The sequence below is a fragment of the Brachybacterium sp. sponge genome, assembly GCF_001613775.1.
Taxonomy (GTDB): Bacteria; Actinomycetota; Actinomycetes; order Actinomycetales; family Dermabacteraceae; genus Brachybacterium; species Brachybacterium conglomeratum.
In genome coordinates this window covers 1-16240 of the sequence record NZ_LRMP01000005.1, presented here as the reverse complement: position 1 = coordinate 16240, position 16240 = coordinate 1, and the positions used below count along the sequence as shown (strand labels likewise).

Below are 16240 nucleotides of genomic sequence, written 5' to 3'. Positions count from 1 at the left end.
AGTCTGAGCAGCATCGCTATAGCTAGATCAAATTACTAGTGCTATGGTCCTCGCATTGCTAGCGCCGAGTGTGAGGACACCCCATGAGCAACCCCTTCGATCCAGTCGTCGACGCGATTCGCCGCATCTTTCCCGAGCCTCCCTTGACCTCCGCGGCTGCTGCACGCGAGCTCGGCGTGAAGCCGGCGCGGGTGCACCAGCTCGTCGAAGCTGGGGAGCTCCAGCGTGCCAACGTCGGTGGACGCGACCTGTTCGTGACCACGGCCAGCGTGCGACGGCGGAAGAAGCGCACCGAACACCGCGGCGGCGAGGAGATCACCACCCTGTCGCTCAAGGAGATCCCGGAGGTCGACACCCCTCGCCCCCTCATCTACGACCGACTCGCGGAAGGCTTCCGCCACCCCTCCGGCTCACTTCGGCAACGCCGCGTCCACCTCCGTGCGTGGGGCGGCGAGGACGGCTACACCGTGGTCCTGGTCGCCGGCACCTCGGACCATGACATCGCCCTGCTGAACGCGCCCGCCGAGGAGACCGCCGGAGCCGCCAGCACCCTCCTTCCCCAGATCGACCTGTCCAAGACCGCTTTCGTCGCACTCGATCGGAACGTCCTTCACGGGGACGACGCCTACACACTCATGGATGCGACGTTCACCGTGCGCAACGCCACCGAGCCCCACCGGCGAAGCTTCGCCGGCCGGATCTTCACGGAGCCGGTGTGGTCGCACTACGACGACGTCGCCGAGATCGTCCCCCACATCGGCCAGAGGCCCGTGATCTTCCACCGCTCTGCCTACACCGAGGCCTCGGTCGAGCAGCACCAACGCACAGGGCGCCCCGTCACTGTTCCGTGGGACCCGGACGGCTATCTGCGGCGCGAGGGCCAGCTGCGTCTGCTCGAAGGCCGCGAGGGGCCGGTGTTCGATCTTCTCCGCGCCCTGCTGCTGGACGAGACGCGTCTCTTCATGAACCGTCCGGTGGTGTCGATGTATCCCGCATCGGAGCAGCGCGAGATCGACGACCTCACGTATCCCTGGGCCCCACAGGGCAGCATCCTCCGACGCACGCACGCCTCCCCCGCCGTCGCAGAGTCCGTGGACGAGAGGTTCGCCGACTCCCCCGAGGGACTGCGGTTCACGCCCCAGGAGACCGAAGCTGCCTGGGCGCTGTTGACGGACCTCGCCGTGGAGAGCGGAGAGTTCCGCAGCGCGCCCGACCCCGAGATCGAGAACCTCGCCTCCGGAGCACGCCAAGGCCTACTTCCCCGCACCGACTTCGAGACCAACGCCGTCGAGGAATGGAGCCGGCTCTCTGCTCGCCTCGAGGAGGAGCACCCGCTGCACCCAATCGTCGTGCGCTACATCGACATCGACGCCCGAGACGAGGTCATGGCCACCTACCTCGAGGGATTCGTCGCTCATGAGGGAGCGAGTGATCTGGCGAGCTACGAGCGCACGCACCTCACACATCTGCGCCGGCTCGAGGAAGTCGAGGCCGTCGGCCGCGACATGTTCGGGCGCCCAGCGCTGCTGAGCAGGCCTCGCGGGCTCCCGGAGTTGACCATCCTCGAAGATCTCCGGGAGGTCCCGAAGCTGCGCGAGGACGACGAGATCATCGGCGGCATCCAGTCACAGTCGGACACCCCGCTGTTCGTCCGTCGTGACGGACGGTTGATCGGCATGATCCCGCTGCACGACCACCTCAGCGGTGGCCATGCCTTCGGGTACGGCGGCACCGGACCCGGAGACGCCGCAACATCCATCGCTCGAGCCCTGACTCGCTCCGGGTTCGACGAGTCGCGCTTCCATCGGGTCGCTATCAACGACCTCACCTCGGCCGAACCTCTGCGCAAGGGTGCCCGGTTCTACTCCACCGTCCGGGACCTCCTCGAGCGAGGGTGAGGGGCGATGTACTTCGTCACGCCCGCGCTTTGGCCCGCCCTCGTCGCGTTCGTCGCGCTCGCGGGTCCCCTGCTCATCACCGATGCACGCAGCTTCCGGCTGCCACTCCCTCTGAATCTGGGGCTGCTCGCTGCCGCAATCGTTCTCCTCCCCATCGCTTCGATCTGGCTTGGCGTCAGCCACCTCGTGATGGCCATGATCACTGCCTCGATCCTCACGCTGCTGTTGCTCGTGGTGTTCGTGATCGCCCGGGGCGGGCTCGGCTTCGGTGACGTCATCCTCATCGCCGGACTCGGACTGTACGGCGGGTACGTCTCCCCCCTCCTTTTCCTGATCGGCCTGTGGCTCGGCACTCTCGGCACTCTCATCTGGGCCCTGGTGCGCCGTCGTCGCGGAAATCCCGGACACACTCCCTTCGGTCCCGGACTGATCCTGGGCACCGCGGCCGTCATGCTCATCCCGCTGCCGACTGCCGCGTGAGGTGCGATGTCCATCCGCTGACAGCCTCCGGCCCGACTATCGGCTTCTCGTTCTTCCGCTGTTTCGTGTTTTCGTATTTTCGTGTTCCCGCACGTCGCTCAACGAAGCGCCTGAGCGTCGACGAGGACTAGGTGTATGAGGGCCAGACGTTGGTGACGCGAGCACGGAGCCGAGATGCTGGGGGATGTCCGCCCGCTCCACTGTGGGGGCGGTGGTAGTTGTAGTGGATATTCCAGATTTCGATCGCGGCGTCGCGGGCTTCTTCGCTCTTGAACTCTCGGGCGTATAGCAGTTCCTCGGCCAAGATTCGCTGGTAGCGCTCCACCTTCCCGTTGTGTCGGGGCGTGTAGGGCCTGGTCTTCTGGTGTCGCGTGCGGTTGCCGACGATTCGAGCGAAGTCGGCCGAGCGGTAGCACGCACCGTTATCGGTGATGATGCGGTGGATGTGCGAGATCCCGTGAGCGGCGAACCAGGCCTTAGCTCGGGCGAGGAACGCTGCCGCCGTGAGTCCCTTCTCGTCGGTCAGCGGCTCGGTGTACGAGAGTCGGGAGAATCCGTCGACGGCGGAGTGCAGGTAGGTGTACCCCCGCTTCGCCCCAGCTGACTTCGCGCGACCCGCGGTCCTAGCCTGGTCGCTGTTGCGCCCATGAATGCGCCAGCCGCCGCCGTCAGGGATTCGGCCGACCTTCTTCACGTCGAGGTGCACCATATGGCCGGGCCAGCGGGCGGTGATCTTCCCTGGCTTGCGATTGGTGTCGCCGCCAGGGTCGATGAATCGGCGTCGGCCAAGGCCGAGCCGGCTCAGGTGTCGGCTGACGGTACGCCGGTTGATCCTGACGTCCAGCTCGGCGAGCTCGTAGGCAATGCGCTGGGCGGACCACTTGTGCTCTCGCCGCCAGACCTCGATCTGTTGGATGACACAGGCTGCTGTCGCGGTACTGCTGTGGTGGGGCGTCGAAGCACGGTCTTGGAGCCCGGCTTCGCCATGGCGTCTCCACCGGTTGACCCACTTCGAAGCGCACGCGCGTGAGATGCCCATCTCGGCAGCTACGTGCGCGATCGGCCGGGTCAGGCACCGATTCACGAGCCGGCGTCGACCTTCAAGGCTCAACGGAGCATTAGCGTGCGTCACTTGGCAGCCTCCACATTCCGTACCCGCGGGGCGATGATGCGCAGCGTAGGCAGCATCACGAGGAGTGCGAGAGCGGTCAGCGCGGTCGCTGCCCACACGGGACCAAGGTTGCTCGAGCTCTCGAGCGCTACCGCTCCGAGCGCCGGACCAGCAGCGGCCCCGATGTTGAGAGCGGCAGTCGCGTAGGAACCACCCATGGTGGGCGCTTCCGATGCTGCGTAGAGCACTCGAGCGATCATGGTGCTTCCCACAGCGAATGCCAGCATTCCCAGCAGGAACACCAGGACGAGCAGCGGCACGGAGTGCCCAGCAAGCACCGCGAGCAACAGCCACCCAACTAACAGGAGCGGCGCGGCCACAACGAGGAGCATTCGCGGGTGCTGGTCAGACAGTCGCCCGGCAATGCTGACTCCCATGAAGGACCCGATGCCGAACAACACCAGAGCCACCGGTACCCACACCTGGCCCAGACCCGCTGTCCCGGTCACGACCGGCGCGAGGAACGTAAACGCGGCGAAAGTCCCGCCATTGACCAGCGCAGCGAGCAGCATCGCCGTGAAAAGACGGGGCACGCGGAGCTGCGCCAACTCGAAGGCGAGAGACGGGCCATCGTTGGCTTCGTCCTGCGTGGCTCTCGGCTGTGGACGGATCCCGGTGAGGATGCCGATTGCAGCAGGAACGCACAGGAAGGCTACCGCCCAGAACGTGGCCCGCCATCCCAGCGCCGTGCCAAGTAGAGCCCCCGCGGGAACACCGGCGACCATGGCGATCGTGGTGCCCGAGAGGAGGATGGCAAGAGCGCGGCCCTTCCGGCTGGGGGCCACGAGGCGGGTCGCGGTGCTGAGTGCAACGGCCAGGAAACCGGCGTTGGCAACCGCGGCAACCACACGAGTTGCGAACAGCACGGAGAAGGTCTCGGCAGTGGCGGCGACGACGTGACAGGCAGCGAAGATGACCACGCACCCGAGCAAGGTGGTCCGGGCGGGCCACCGACGGGTGAGAGCTGCCATGGCGGGCGCACCGAGAATCATCCCGACCGCAAAGGCAGAGGTGAGTAACCCAGCTGTGCCGACAGAGACACCGACACTGGCGGCGATGTCTGGCACGAGGCCAGCAAGCATGAACTCAGATGTGCCCATGGCAAAGACAGCCAGGGCAAGCAGGTAGAGGGCGAAGGGCATGGAGGGCTCCGAGGAACGAGAACGAAAAGGGGGAAACGTCTCGTCACCACGGCCAGCGCCCAGGGAGCTGCCCAAGAGCCCGCTCAGCGCACAGGCGCAGGCGGCGGGTTAAGGACTCAGGAGGTCTGGGGGCTGACGGTGTGACCGAAAGCCCCCTGAGTGTCTGATTCAGGGCACGCCATGCTCTTCACCCTACCGACGCTCCCTCGACACTGCACATCCTTTGCGCGCGCCGCGGCATGGTCATCAACGTCCTGCCCCGCAACAACTAGGCCTTCTCCGACCGTGCAGAACGGCGAGACTCCAGCCCGATGACGCCGGGGACCTGCCCAGCAGCGGCCCGGAGGGCCAGATCGGTCCGATCCTCCTCGAGGCGAGCCAGGTGTCGCTGAAACCTGCTGTACGACCAGCCCAGGGCTCTTGCGAGGTGGGTGCGTGGACTGCCGGCGTCCACGAGCTCGAGGATCAGGTCATCCCGGACTCGAACGCAGATCTGTCGGGCGCCGGCCACTGAGAGCCACAGACCCCAGATCTCCTCGGCGCGGATCAGCGGATTCGCCGGGCAGGTCCCGAGCACTCCGCTCACCCAGCGGGCAGCATCGGTACTGACGTCGACCGGCTGCCCGTCGCGGTGCAGCCGGCGGATCCATTGCTCGTCCTCGCGTAGCGCCTCCGCTGTCGCCTCCAGTCCTCCCTCAGACACTGCGGCCATGACCTCGGCCGCGTGCGCGTCCCATACAACCTGCTGCGACCGAACGATGCGCTTCTCCAGCTCCGCCAGTTCCCCCAGGTCCCCAAGCGTCGTCGCCTCGGTCCGGCCGCCGTGCGCGCCGTAGAGCTGCTCGCAATACGCGCTGGTCACGCGGAAATGACGCCCGGTAGGCGCATGATGGCTGCGGTGTCGCTCGAACTCTGCGCGCCAGCCCTCGAAGCGCTGCGACGCCGTCCGCGGCCAAGGCTTCCTCATGCCCTCATGATCTCGGAGCCCCACCCCGAGAGGCAGAAGCGAAACACCGAGAAGCCGAGGAGACGAGACACCGAGTAACCGAAAATACGAAAGTACGAACCTAGACTTGCTCCCTATATTCGTATTTTCGTTGTCTCGTACTTTCGCTCTTCCGTTAATCCGCGCGCATGCTGCTCGACTCCAGGTCGCCGCCAGACTCATGCCACCCCAAGGCGAACGGCTGCTCGCATGACAGCGCGCCGGGGGAGGGGGCGCTCGAAGAAGGTCCGGCCACCCTCCTTCCCGCCCTCTGGACTGTCGAGCTCACGGGGCTCAAACCTCGCCGCCCCCGGACCGAGCGGTGCATCCCCTCCAAGCGTCCCCACGACCCCTCGGATCACCTGCTCCGAGGCGAGGGGAGGCGCGTGTCTTTTGCGGTGCTCGCACCGCGCTCGCACCCCTTCTCGCACCGCGCTCGCACCCCCTAGTGCGAGCAGGATTCTGGTCCTGACCAGGGTGCTAATCACGTCTCGCACCGCTCGCACCATCTGGGCCGCATTAGGGGTCGGGTGTGTGCGCCTACGCGTACGCGCGCGAGAGCATCACAGGAACCCGAAAGTACGAATACTTGCTCTGGTGTCACAACAGGGGGGTCCTGGCGCCGATAGAGAGACATGAAGGATCTCCGGGACGCCCGCCGCATCACCGACACGCCCAAGCTGAACCTTGTTCCGATTGGGAGTTACACGGCTGTAGTTTGGTCCCCACAGGCACTGCGAGCAGACGAGGAGATGCCATGCCCCAGCCGCACCGAGGCGACCGCAAGCCGGTCAGCTTCCTCACGCCGAGTTCCATCCGTGACGAGGTCGATCGCCGTGCGCACCGCGAGGGGCTCACTCGTGGCGACTACCTCACCCGTCTCCTGGCACTCGAACTCGAGCTCCCGGTTCCTTCGTACATCCCCGGCGGGCAGCCGGGTGACGCCCAGCTGCGCCTTCCTGATTCGGAGGCCCAGATGTCTGCCTGACATGCAGGAAGCCCCTCACCTGCCAGTGAGGGGCTTCCAGAGCTTGGGTCCTCCGTAGCTTGCCGGCGAAGAGGACCGATGACCTTCCAAGTACAAGCCGAACCGGTTCCGCTGAGGACCAGTCCCGCTTGACGATCACTTTGAGGATACTCCATGACCCTCTCCCTGCAAGGACCCGCGGGCGGTGACACGCCGCAGCCGCAGGCGTCACTGCACCGTGTGCGCGACGCTCTCGCGCAGCGAGGCGACCCGATGAAGGGGTCCCACGCGGACTTCAAGGCGCGGTGCCCGATCCATGACGACAACGAAGCATCGCTGCACGTCAGCTATACCCCGGGCGATGACGGCCGGGTCCTGCTGACCTGCTTCGGCTGCCACGGGGACGTCCGCGACATCGCCGCGGCTCTGGGCCTGACCATGGCCGACCTCTTCGACCGCCCGCTGCCCCCGCGCGAGCAGCGTGTCGGCCGCTCCGTGAACCGTCGCACGACGGGTCGACGGTGGGGCCGGATCGGTCCGCTGCCGGCTCCGATCGCCGCTGAGGAGCGCGAGTCCGAGCCCGAGGAGCAGCTGTCGTGGAAGGTCACTGCGACCTACGACTACGCGAGGCCTGACGGCGAGATCGTTCAGCAGGTCATCCGCAAGGAGGCCACCACCAGCAGCGGGAAGCGCAAGAAGACGTTCACCCAGGCGTACTTCGGTCCCCAGGGGAAGGTCTCGAAGAAGCCCTCCGGGTTCGAGCCGACTTGGTACCAGGCGCCCGAGCTCGTCGATGCCCTGACCGATGACGAGACCGTCTGGATCCTCGAAGGAGAGAAGGACGTCCAGACCGCGGTGGAACTCGACGTCGTGGCCGCGACCAATGCCGGCGGCGCCGGATCGCTCACCAACGAGATGCTCGACATGCTCGAGGGCGGCACCATCCGTGTCGTCGTCGACCGTGACGGTGCTGGCTATCAGCGCGGCGTGCAGCTGCTCGAGGCGCTCGACGGGCGGGCCGATGTGCAGGCCTTCCTTCCTCAGACCCTCGAGGATCACAGCGATCTCACCGACCACGTCGAAGCCGGGGGAGCGCTGGATGATCTGATCCCTGTGACGCTGGCCGAGCTGCATGCCTGGGCCGCAGCCTCGAAGCTCGAGGGGCAGCTCAAGCGGGTCGAGGAGACTCGGCGGGAAGTTCGAGCTCACCTCGAGCAGGCCGAGCAGCGTCAGGAGACCGCTCCGAAGGCGGCCGAGACACACCGCAAGCGAGCGACTCGCTGGACGATCGAGTCCGAGGTCCGAGTCGACGCACTGCTGGAGACCGCGACCACGGTCGAGCGCGCAGCGTCGGTGGCGAAGACACCGTGGGCAGCCGAGGCTGCCCACCTCGCTGAGCAGAGCCGCGACCAGGGCATCCAGATCTCACGAGAGCTGCACGAGCTCACCGGCCGCGACATCCCCCCGATCCTCCAGGTCGGGGAGGAGAAGGTCCCCGCCCCGCAGCCTGAGTCCCGGGGAGAGGAGACGTCCCCGCTGGAGCCGGCTCCGGAGGTGCCGTCGGCGCCCCCCGCATCGCGACTCCGCGCGATCGGCGGGGACCACCCCGCTGATGTCAACGCCCCTCGCTACGTGCTCGAGTATGGGCACATCTGCAAGGAGGAGTGGAAGCCGGCAAAGGGCTCCGAGGACGGATCCACTCGACACCTCAAGTCGGTCCTGAGCCTCGACGCACGGATCATCTCCCGCGACTCCAACGAGCTGCTCGGCGAGGACGACTACGTCGACGAGCCCCCGCTGGTGGAGCAGACCGACACCACCCCCGACTCGGTGCAGGCCAAGGCCACGAAGCTCGGTGGAGTCCGCCGCTTCACGATCGCCTACACCCACCCTCGCTCCGGCGAGCAGATGATCATCACCGTCTCCGCGGACGATGCCGTCTCCAGCAAGTGGCTCGAGCAGCTCGACTTCCCTGTCGACTATCTGGCCACGACCAACGGCCGCGCCGAGGTGTGGCGCGCCATCAACCAGGTCTCGGCCGGTCAGGACAACCGCACCGTCTACCAGTCCACCGGTTGGCGGAAGAGCCCCGAGGGGTGGCTGTACGTCCACGCCGGTGGAGTGATCACCAAGGACGGTCACCAGGAAGCCCCCGTGGACCTCTCAGGGCCGCTGACCCGCATCAACCTCCCCGCTCCCAGCACCGACGTTGAGGAGCTGCGCGAGGCCTTCGCGAACATCGAGCAGATGCTCGATCAGATCCCGCAGCGCGTGATGCTCCCGCTGCTCGGCCACATGATGCGCGCCGTGATCGGCCACAACCCGATGGTGCCGATCATCGTCGGCGTCCCCGGCACCCTCAAGTCCTCGATCGCCTCCTGGTTCATGGGCTTGTACGGACCGAAGTGGAAGCGAAACCGGCCGGGCATGTCCCTGGCCGGCACCGGTGCGACCCTCAACGCCGCCCGCATCCTCATGGCCCACTGCAAGGACGCCGTCTTCTGGCTGGACGACGCCGCCCCCGACGCCGGCGTCTCCAACGCACAGCGGATCATCAAGCAGGTCACCCGCATGATCGCCGAGCGGATCGGCCGCGACCGCGCCGAGCGCGATGGCATCGGCACCGTCGCCGGACCCCAGCCGATCGCCTCCGGCCTGATCACCTCCGAGCTCGCCCCCGAGGCTGGGTCCGGGCAGCAGCGCACCTTCCCGATCCCGCTGCGCAAGGGGGAGATCCCCGTCGACCTCATGCGTGAGCAGTCCCGCCCCGCACAGCGCATGCAGCGCAGCCTGCTCATGGCGAGCTTCGTCCGCTGGGTCGCCGAGAACGACCCCGCCGAGCTGCGCCAGCAGGCCGACGAGGACGCCGACGTCTACCTCCACAAGCTCTTCGACTCCTACCTCGACGCGCGCCTGGACGAGCGGCCCGGCGCGGCGCTCTCCCACATGTGGGTCGGCGCCAAGCTGTTCTTCGAGTTCCTCCTCGACGTCGGCGTCCTCGATCAGCAGGGCGCAGACACTTGGATGAAGACCCTCGACGACTCCCTGTTCGAAGCGTGGCAGGCCACCGTCGACCCCGACATCCCCACCTCCACCGGTGGCCGTGTCCGCGAGCTGCTCCAGTACGCGCTGCACGACGGCCTCGGCTACATCTCCGACGTCCGCGACGACTCCACCCCCGACGACGGGCCCCTCGCCACCCGACTGGGCTGGAAGCGACTGCCCGGCCTTGGCCGCGACGGCGTCGAACGCCTCGAGGCACGCGGCAATCACCTGGGATGGATCAACCTCGACGCCGTCGGGGAGCCCGAGCTGTACCTCGACCGCAACGCCCTCACGGGCGTCCTGCGGCAGGCCAAGTCCGCACTGGACAGCTCGATCGAGCTCGACACCGCCACCGCCACCCGCGCGCTCTACGACGAGGGGATCCTCAGCTGCGACGAGCCCGCCCCCGGCAAGGCCCCGAAGATGACCAAGACTCGGCGTCTGCCCTGCAACAACGTCAGCAAGCGGGTCCTCGTGATCCCCTTCTCGAAGCTGTTCCCCGACGAGGGTGACGACGGCGACTCGCGACTGCTGGGCAAGTCCGCCCCGAAGGGGCCGACCCCGCTGACTCGCCGCTCGGGATCTCCCAGCTCGCCGGCGACCCCGGCGCCGGCCCCGCAGCCGACCTCGGCGCCGGCAGCCGCAGTCGTGCAGGCCCCCCAGGCCGTCACGATCGCTCCCCAGCAGGCTCCTGTCGTCCCGCAGACCGCAACGGCTCCCGCGGTGCAGGCCCCCGCCCCCGCTCCCGCACCGCAGCCGCAGCGCACCGTGCAGGCTGCTCCCGCGGCGGAGCTGATCGGGCCGGCTGCGGTCCTCGACGTCGATGCGATCTACACCCCTGACGGGAAGCGTCATGCTCTGCCCGAGTTCGAGCACCTCGGGCAGATTGCCGAGCTCGCCCCCACACTCGGCATCGGGTACCTCAACGGCCGCAGGGCCGAGCCCGGCCACCTGTGGCTCACGCACGCCTTCGCTCTCAAGATCGGCATCCCCGTCGACCAGCTCGGCGACAACCCCTCCAAGGCCCGAGACCAGCTCGTCAAGGCCACCACCGACCACGAGCTGATCACTCGCGCCGAGGCCGCCGGCTACCGCGTGGGAGGCACCAAGGGACGTGCCATGAACGCCTGGACCCGGCTGTTCCGCGGCGAGGACCGCGAGCCCATCGCCCTGCTCGGCCTGATGTCCGCCCAGGCCGAGGGCTACCCGCTGATCAGCGACAACCCCACACCCTCCGAGCTGCTCGAGCGGATCTCCCTGATGACCAAGGTGCTCGGCCGACCGCTGAGCTTCCACCCCGGCCAGTACGGGATCGACCTCATGGTCAGCCTCAGGGTCCAGCAGAAGGGGAAGACGGCCCTCGAGGAGTTCCAGGCCGTCGACATGGTCGAGCCCGCCCGCAATCGCTTCACCGAGATCGACATGAACTGGTCGAGGAAGCCCAGCGCGGATGAGCGCAAGCTCAAGTACATCCACGCCTACGACCGCGGCGGCAGCTACCTCGCCGGCGTCGGCTCCCTCGAGGTCGGCCTCGGCCGGCCCGTGCACCGCACCAGCGATCTCACGTTCGACCCCAAGGCCTACGGCTACTGGAAGATCGTCGTGCCGCCCAGCGACAACGTCCTCATGCCCAACCCCTTCGTGCCCGACGGGCAGAAGCAGCCCGAGGACCCGATCTGGGTGACCACCCAGCGACTCGCCCTGGCCTACGAGCTCGGCGGGGAGTGCGAGATCCTCGAGGCCTACCTCTGGCCCGCCTCCCGCCGCGGCGTGATGCAGAAGTGGTACGAGCGGATGCGAGACGCACTGGCCACCCTCCGCGCGATGGAGGCCGAGGACCGTCTCCAGCAGCCGAGGGACGAGGCCGACATCATCGACCTCACCAACGTCCAGGCCGTCCTCGCCGCGGTCAAGGCGATCTACACGCAGTCGATCGGCATGATGGGCTCCGAGCTGCACATGGACGGTCGCCAGGGCTTCGCTCCCGACCGCCGACACCACATCATGGCCCGGGCCAACGCGAACATCACCCGGAAGATCGCCAAGATCGCCGAGGAGACCGGACGCTACCCCGTCGCGGTCAACGCGGACACGATCTGCTACCTCTCCGACGACCCGGACCCGATCAGCGCCTGGCCCGGCGCTCCCGAGGATCTCGGGCGCGCGGTCAGCAAGCTCCGCCCCGAGGGGTCCGCCCCACTGACCGAACACCTCGAGTACCTCCAGGGGCACGGCTGGCTCGGAAAGACCAAGCTGACCGATCCCGCCGACTGGACTCCCACGAAGGAGCGATGACCCATGGCCAACCTCAGCCTGTTCCAGGGACTCACCGGCCGCCAGGGGACCCCCACCGGCGGCAGCGTCCGCGACATGATCGTCGCCGCCTTCGGCACCACCAAGCGCGGAGGCCCGAACACGCGAGCCGCGGCCGAGCAGCTCGGCGTCTCCCAGCGCAGTGTCCAGCGGTGGATCGCGGGGGAGAACCGGCAGCAACGCAACAAGCCCCGCGCCGACCACCTCTCCAACCTGCGCACGAAGGCACGCCAGTCCGCCACGACGAAGAAGGGACGCAAGGCGGCACTGGACTCATCTCGCTCACGGTTCTCCAACAGGAAGAGCGCCCGCCTGACCACTCACGGGATGCAGGGCCCCGAGGGTGGAGGAAAGGGCTACTCCCGCCAGCGCGCCGTCACGATCGAGCTCAGTGGAGACGACATCGACGCGATGTTCGACGCCTACGAACAACGCGGTGATGCCGGCGTCACCGCATGGCTCGAGCGTCACCACTCCGAGCACTACGTGCCCGGCTGGACCTTCGAGAACATCGACCGGATCGGACTCGAATGAACAAGGAACATCCCGAAGGCGCCAGCGAGGAGCCCGAGGACACGGACGGCGAGGGGTACAGCCACGAGTACTGGAACGAGCGTCTCCGGAAGATCCTCAACCCCCGTCTGAATCTCAACGGGAACCTCCACCGCCTGCTGCGGACCACCGACATGTCTCGGTTCTTCCGCTCCTCCTCGATCGATCTGACCGCCATCACCTCGATGAGCGCGATGTTCCCCACCCCCAGCACCCTCGCTTACCTGGAGCACATCGCCCCGGTGTCTTCGACGATCGCGGGGATCACAAGGAGCGCGGTCGCGGACCTGTTTGAGCAGCGGTGGCTCTCGGCCGCCAACCCTCTAGGCTCCTTCGTCACGGACTGGCTCAGCCACCTCGAGCTCCCCGACTTCCGGGAGATCCTTGAGGCGCTCGAGCGGCGAGTCATCCCGGACAACCTCGCCGAACTGGGCATCACCGAAGAGGATCTGGAGAGCATCGCCGAGGTTCTCCACGATGGCATCCCCCTGTTCTGGGTTCCTCGAGCACGCATTGCAGCACGCCTCATCGCGGCGCAGACAACAGCGGCCCGGCGCACCATCATCGGCCGAGAACTGCCCGCCATCGTAGAAGACTGCCTCGAGACCCTAGAGCTGATCAGTAACGAGGCGTACCTCTACGAAGCTGACCGGCTTCGGGAGGCTGCGGAACTCCTCCTCTCCCATCCCGCCGCGGCCCAGGCTCTGTCAACCGCCACCCTGGACTCGCTCATGTACCGCATTCTGAGAGAGACCAAGGAGGTCTTCAACCTGGTCACCAGTGATGGAGGACGCTCCAAGGCGGGCCACGAGGAGACGGCCCGCGAGCAAATCAAGCACAAGCTGGGCAAGCGCGGGAGCCTCGTACTCGCGCCGGTCAGGCCGATCTACCAGCAGTTCAAACCCAAAGGCACCGAGACTCCCCGAGCGTTGAACAAGCACGCCTCGTTCCACCGTGTGCACCCGTTCCAGTACAGCAAGCGCAACGCGGCGATCTCGCTGATGCTCGGCACCAGCGTGCTGCTCTACATGAGCCGTTGGTTCGACGATGAACTCAAGCAGGCTGGGCAGCGGGCGGAGCGCGCTGCCTAGCCTGCACTCCGCAGCAGGAACGTCAGCAGCCGGCGGTTGACGCTGCGCGCATGCTCGTCGTCCTCCGTGAACCAGGCACCCAGCTCGGTGACAAGCTCCTGAGCCGTGACCAGCCGGACGAGGCCGTCACCGTTGTCATTGGACAGCCTCAGCGGCTCTACCTGGGACTTGGGGTGCACCACGATGTAGCCACGCACGGCAACGCTGCGCAGCCGATGCTTGGCCAGGAGCGCCTGGTAGAGGCGGACCGCGGAAGGCATGTGCGCCGGGCGGTAGTCCCAGGCGCCGGAAGTGCCGACCCGGATAGCGTCCTGCCCGCTGACCATGGCGTACTGGCCTGGCTTCCAGGCCTTCGAGTCGATGAACGCGACCTTGTCCCCGCACACCACCGCGTGGTCGACGTCTGCTCCGCTTCTTGCTCCCGGAAACTCGATGCTGTTGACGAGCCGGACTCCCGGGATTGCCCCAAGGAACCATGCGATCTCCGCCGCGGTGAGCCGTTCCCCCTCGATCCCGTCGATGGTGGCGTCCAGACTGAACCTGCCCTGGCCATCGGTGAGGTTCTGCCCGGGTTCACCCCACGAGAAGCCCCCTGGGATGTCCCGCCGGCGTGCCCGCAGCGGCTCGCGTACGGCGAGGTCGTAGACCGCCCACAAGGCCACGAAGATGCCCAGCAGCGACCCGACGGAACCCAGCGCGGGCCATTGCCACGGCTGGCCCTGAACTACTGCCACGAGGGTGGTCGCAGCCCCGCTCAGCACCGCCCAGGACAGCAGCAGCACGCAGACGATCTCGGGGACTCGGCGGATCCACCAGATGCGCAGGGCGGCCCAGAGGAGGCCCGGGAGGAGCAGCAGGGCAAGCGGGGACAGCAGGTAGGACACCAGCAGCAGGACCAGTCCGCCGGCGCCCATCAGGGCGGTCTGCCACCAGCGCAGTCCAGCATGCGTGATCTTCGCGGAGGATCTCTCGACGCCCTCGAAGGTGCTCAGCCAGGGCATGCGGCTGATGTCGTGGCCTTCACGAGGGAGGGGCCCACCGTAGGCATCCTCCGGTATCCGCTCACCCCAGGCCCCCGGAGGTTCCTCGCCGGTCGGCTCCGCCTTCGCCTCGGGCTCCGGCGAAGGGGACGAGCTGTATGGCACCCCTCCACGCAGCGACCGGTCGTACTCCGCACGCCGACCGGGCTCGGAGAGCACTTCGTGAGCATGCTGGAGCAGGAGGAAGAACGAGGTCATCTCCTCCCCGGCCACATCCGGATGCATCTTCCGCGCGCGCCTCCGGAAGGCTGCCTTGATCTCCGCAGGATCGGCGTCTGACGCCACCCCCAGCACCTCATACAGGGTCGGTTCCGATGTCGCCATGATCAGCCCCCTCCTCGAGCCCCGAACCCGGGCATCGCCCCGGGTGGCCGCCTCATCGTTCCGGACTCCGCGCCGGACGCCCCATGGCAGGCCGGAGCTCGTCGTAGATCACCTCGAGCGGACGAAGGCGCGCACCAGAGACCCAACGCTCCGAACCACCCGCCGTGCCCGAGACTCTCACCCGCCATGGCGAGACCTCCCTCAGTACAGCGAGCTTCACCAGCTGCGCTTCGAAGCGATTTGCGGTGACCAGTGAACGGACCTCCCGTGCGCCAGGCTCTGGATGATCACGCCGTGTCCCCACACGAGTGAACCGCACCAGGGACATGCCGCTAACGCCTTCCTCGACCCACACCCTGTGCTCAGAGAGCCAGTTCTGCTCTCTCCAGGCTCCAAGTGGGACGCGGCGCGCCTTGAGGCGCGCGAGCGCTGCGAGGGCATTCACCTCCTGGAGCTCCTCCCGCTCCACGTCCTCTGCGGTTGGAGCTACCTCTCGAAGCAGCGCATCCAGACGTTCGGGAGGAATGGCCGCCGGCGCTCCCCTCCAACCACCTCGGCGCCGCAGCCAACGGCGAACCGTCGAAGGATGCACACCCAGGCCGGCCGCGAGCTCCTTCCTCGAGCGAGCCAACGCACCCCGGTGCATGCACACGGCCCGCAGGAGTACCTCGAGGCGCTCCGGCGTCCAGACCGGCGGCCGGGTACTCACTTTCGCCCCTGCCGGAAGGTGCCGGCAGCCGCACCGGTGTCTGATTCCTTGACCGCGATCCATGCATCCAAGCGGTCCTGAGTCAGTCCCCAGCTGCGCCCAATACGCACCACAGGAGGGAAGGCGGGATCCCGGTACCGCCACCACCGGACGGTCTCCGCCTTCACGCCGAAGATCTCAGCGATCTCGGCTACTGGATACACCTTCACAGCACACCTTCCTTCTAACAGTTACGAACAGCATACGCCGGCCCACCAGTCCTCGCCACACGAATCGCCGGTATTACGAAAATACGAATACACGAAAGCACGAACACACGAAAGCACGAACGCTGAGCCACAGCCACGCGAGCCACCAAGGAATGCCGAAGTCACTCCAGGTCAGAGCCTGATCCCACGATGGCCGGCTGGAGTCACTTAGCGGCCACCCCGAGCGGCGAAGCCGCTCGCCGGCCGCGATGAGGTGGGGCCGTGGCCCCACCTGTGTGCCGGGGAGGGCGCAGCCTGAGCCACCCGGCCGCAGG

General features: G+C 67.3%; 11 protein-coding genes. 6 read left to right on the top strand and 5 right to left on the bottom strand.

Annotation, left to right across the window (positions count from 1 at the left end):
• Positions 1-83: 83 nt before the first annotated feature.
• Both A4A78_RS17030 and A4A78_RS17025 read left to right on the top strand, forming a co-directional pair.
• Positions 84-1898, top strand: a complete 1815-nt coding sequence (locus A4A78_RS17030) for a hypothetical protein (protein WP_062951368.1) — start codon at positions 84-86, stop codon at positions 1896-1898.
• A gap of 6 nt (positions 1899-1904) precedes the next feature.
• A complete protein-coding gene (locus tag A4A78_RS17025) occupies positions 1905-2378 on the top strand; it encodes a prepilin peptidase (protein ID WP_062951367.1) in 474 nt (157 codons plus the stop codon).
• Positions 2379-2505: 127 nt separating this feature from the next.
• Here the strand turns inward: A4A78_RS17025 and A4A78_RS17020 are convergent, their stop codons facing one another.
• The 3 genes from A4A78_RS17020 to A4A78_RS17010 form a co-directional block, all read right to left on the bottom strand.
• The gene (locus A4A78_RS17020; RefSeq protein WP_062951366.1) at positions 2506-3510 is read right to left on the bottom strand and encodes an IS481 family transposase; all 1005 of its coding nucleotides are present in this window, start codon (positions 3508-3510) and stop codon (positions 2506-2508) included.
• Complete coding sequence (locus tag A4A78_RS17015; RefSeq protein ID WP_062951365.1) at positions 3507-4691, bottom strand: Cmx/CmrA family chloramphenicol efflux MFS transporter; 1185 nt, start codon at positions 4689-4691, stop codon at positions 3507-3509. Before A4A78_RS17015 ends, A4A78_RS17020 begins: the two co-directional genes overlap by 4 nt.
• Before the next feature lie 268 nt (positions 4692-4959).
• The gene (locus tag A4A78_RS17010; RefSeq protein ID WP_062951363.1) at positions 4960-5658 is read right to left on the bottom strand and encodes a hypothetical protein; all 699 of its coding nucleotides are present in this window, start codon (positions 5656-5658) and stop codon (positions 4960-4962) included.
• Positions 5659-6433: 775 nt separating this feature from the next.
• Here A4A78_RS17010 and A4A78_RS17005 point away from each other — a divergent pair.
• From A4A78_RS17005 to A4A78_RS16990, 4 genes are all read left to right on the top strand, one after another.
• Positions 6434-6664: a hypothetical protein gene (locus A4A78_RS17005; protein WP_062951361.1), complete on the top strand. Its 231-nt coding sequence runs from the start codon at positions 6434-6436 to the stop codon at positions 6662-6664.
• A gap of 252 nt (positions 6665-6916) precedes the next feature.
• Entirely contained in the window at positions 6917-11983 is a 5067-nt protein-coding gene (locus tag A4A78_RS17000; protein ID WP_156488649.1) for a hypothetical protein, read from the top strand.
• A 3-nt stretch (positions 11984-11986) separates the two neighbouring features.
• Positions 11987-12535 (top strand): hypothetical protein, encoded by a 549-nt coding sequence (locus tag A4A78_RS16995; protein ID WP_062951357.1) that lies wholly within the window; start codon positions 11987-11989, stop codon positions 12533-12535.
• Entirely contained in the window at positions 12532-13644 is a 1113-nt protein-coding gene (locus A4A78_RS16990; protein ID WP_062951356.1) for a hypothetical protein, read from the top strand. The genes A4A78_RS16995 and A4A78_RS16990 overlap by 4 nt, the downstream gene beginning before the upstream one ends.
• Here the strand turns inward: A4A78_RS16990 and A4A78_RS16985 are convergent.
• Positions 13641-15008 carry a DnaJ domain-containing protein gene (locus tag A4A78_RS16985; RefSeq protein WP_062951355.1) on the bottom strand — a complete coding sequence of 456 codons (1368 nt, stop codon included), beginning with the start codon at positions 15006-15008 and terminating at the stop codon, positions 13641-13643. The genes A4A78_RS16990 and A4A78_RS16985 overlap by 4 nt on opposite strands.
• A 705-nt stretch (positions 15009-15713) precedes the next feature.
• Complete coding sequence (locus tag A4A78_RS18390) at positions 15714-15920, bottom strand: helix-turn-helix transcriptional regulator (protein ID WP_369816768.1); 207 nt, start codon at positions 15918-15920, stop codon at positions 15714-15716.
• Positions 15921-16240 lie beyond the last annotated feature (320 nt).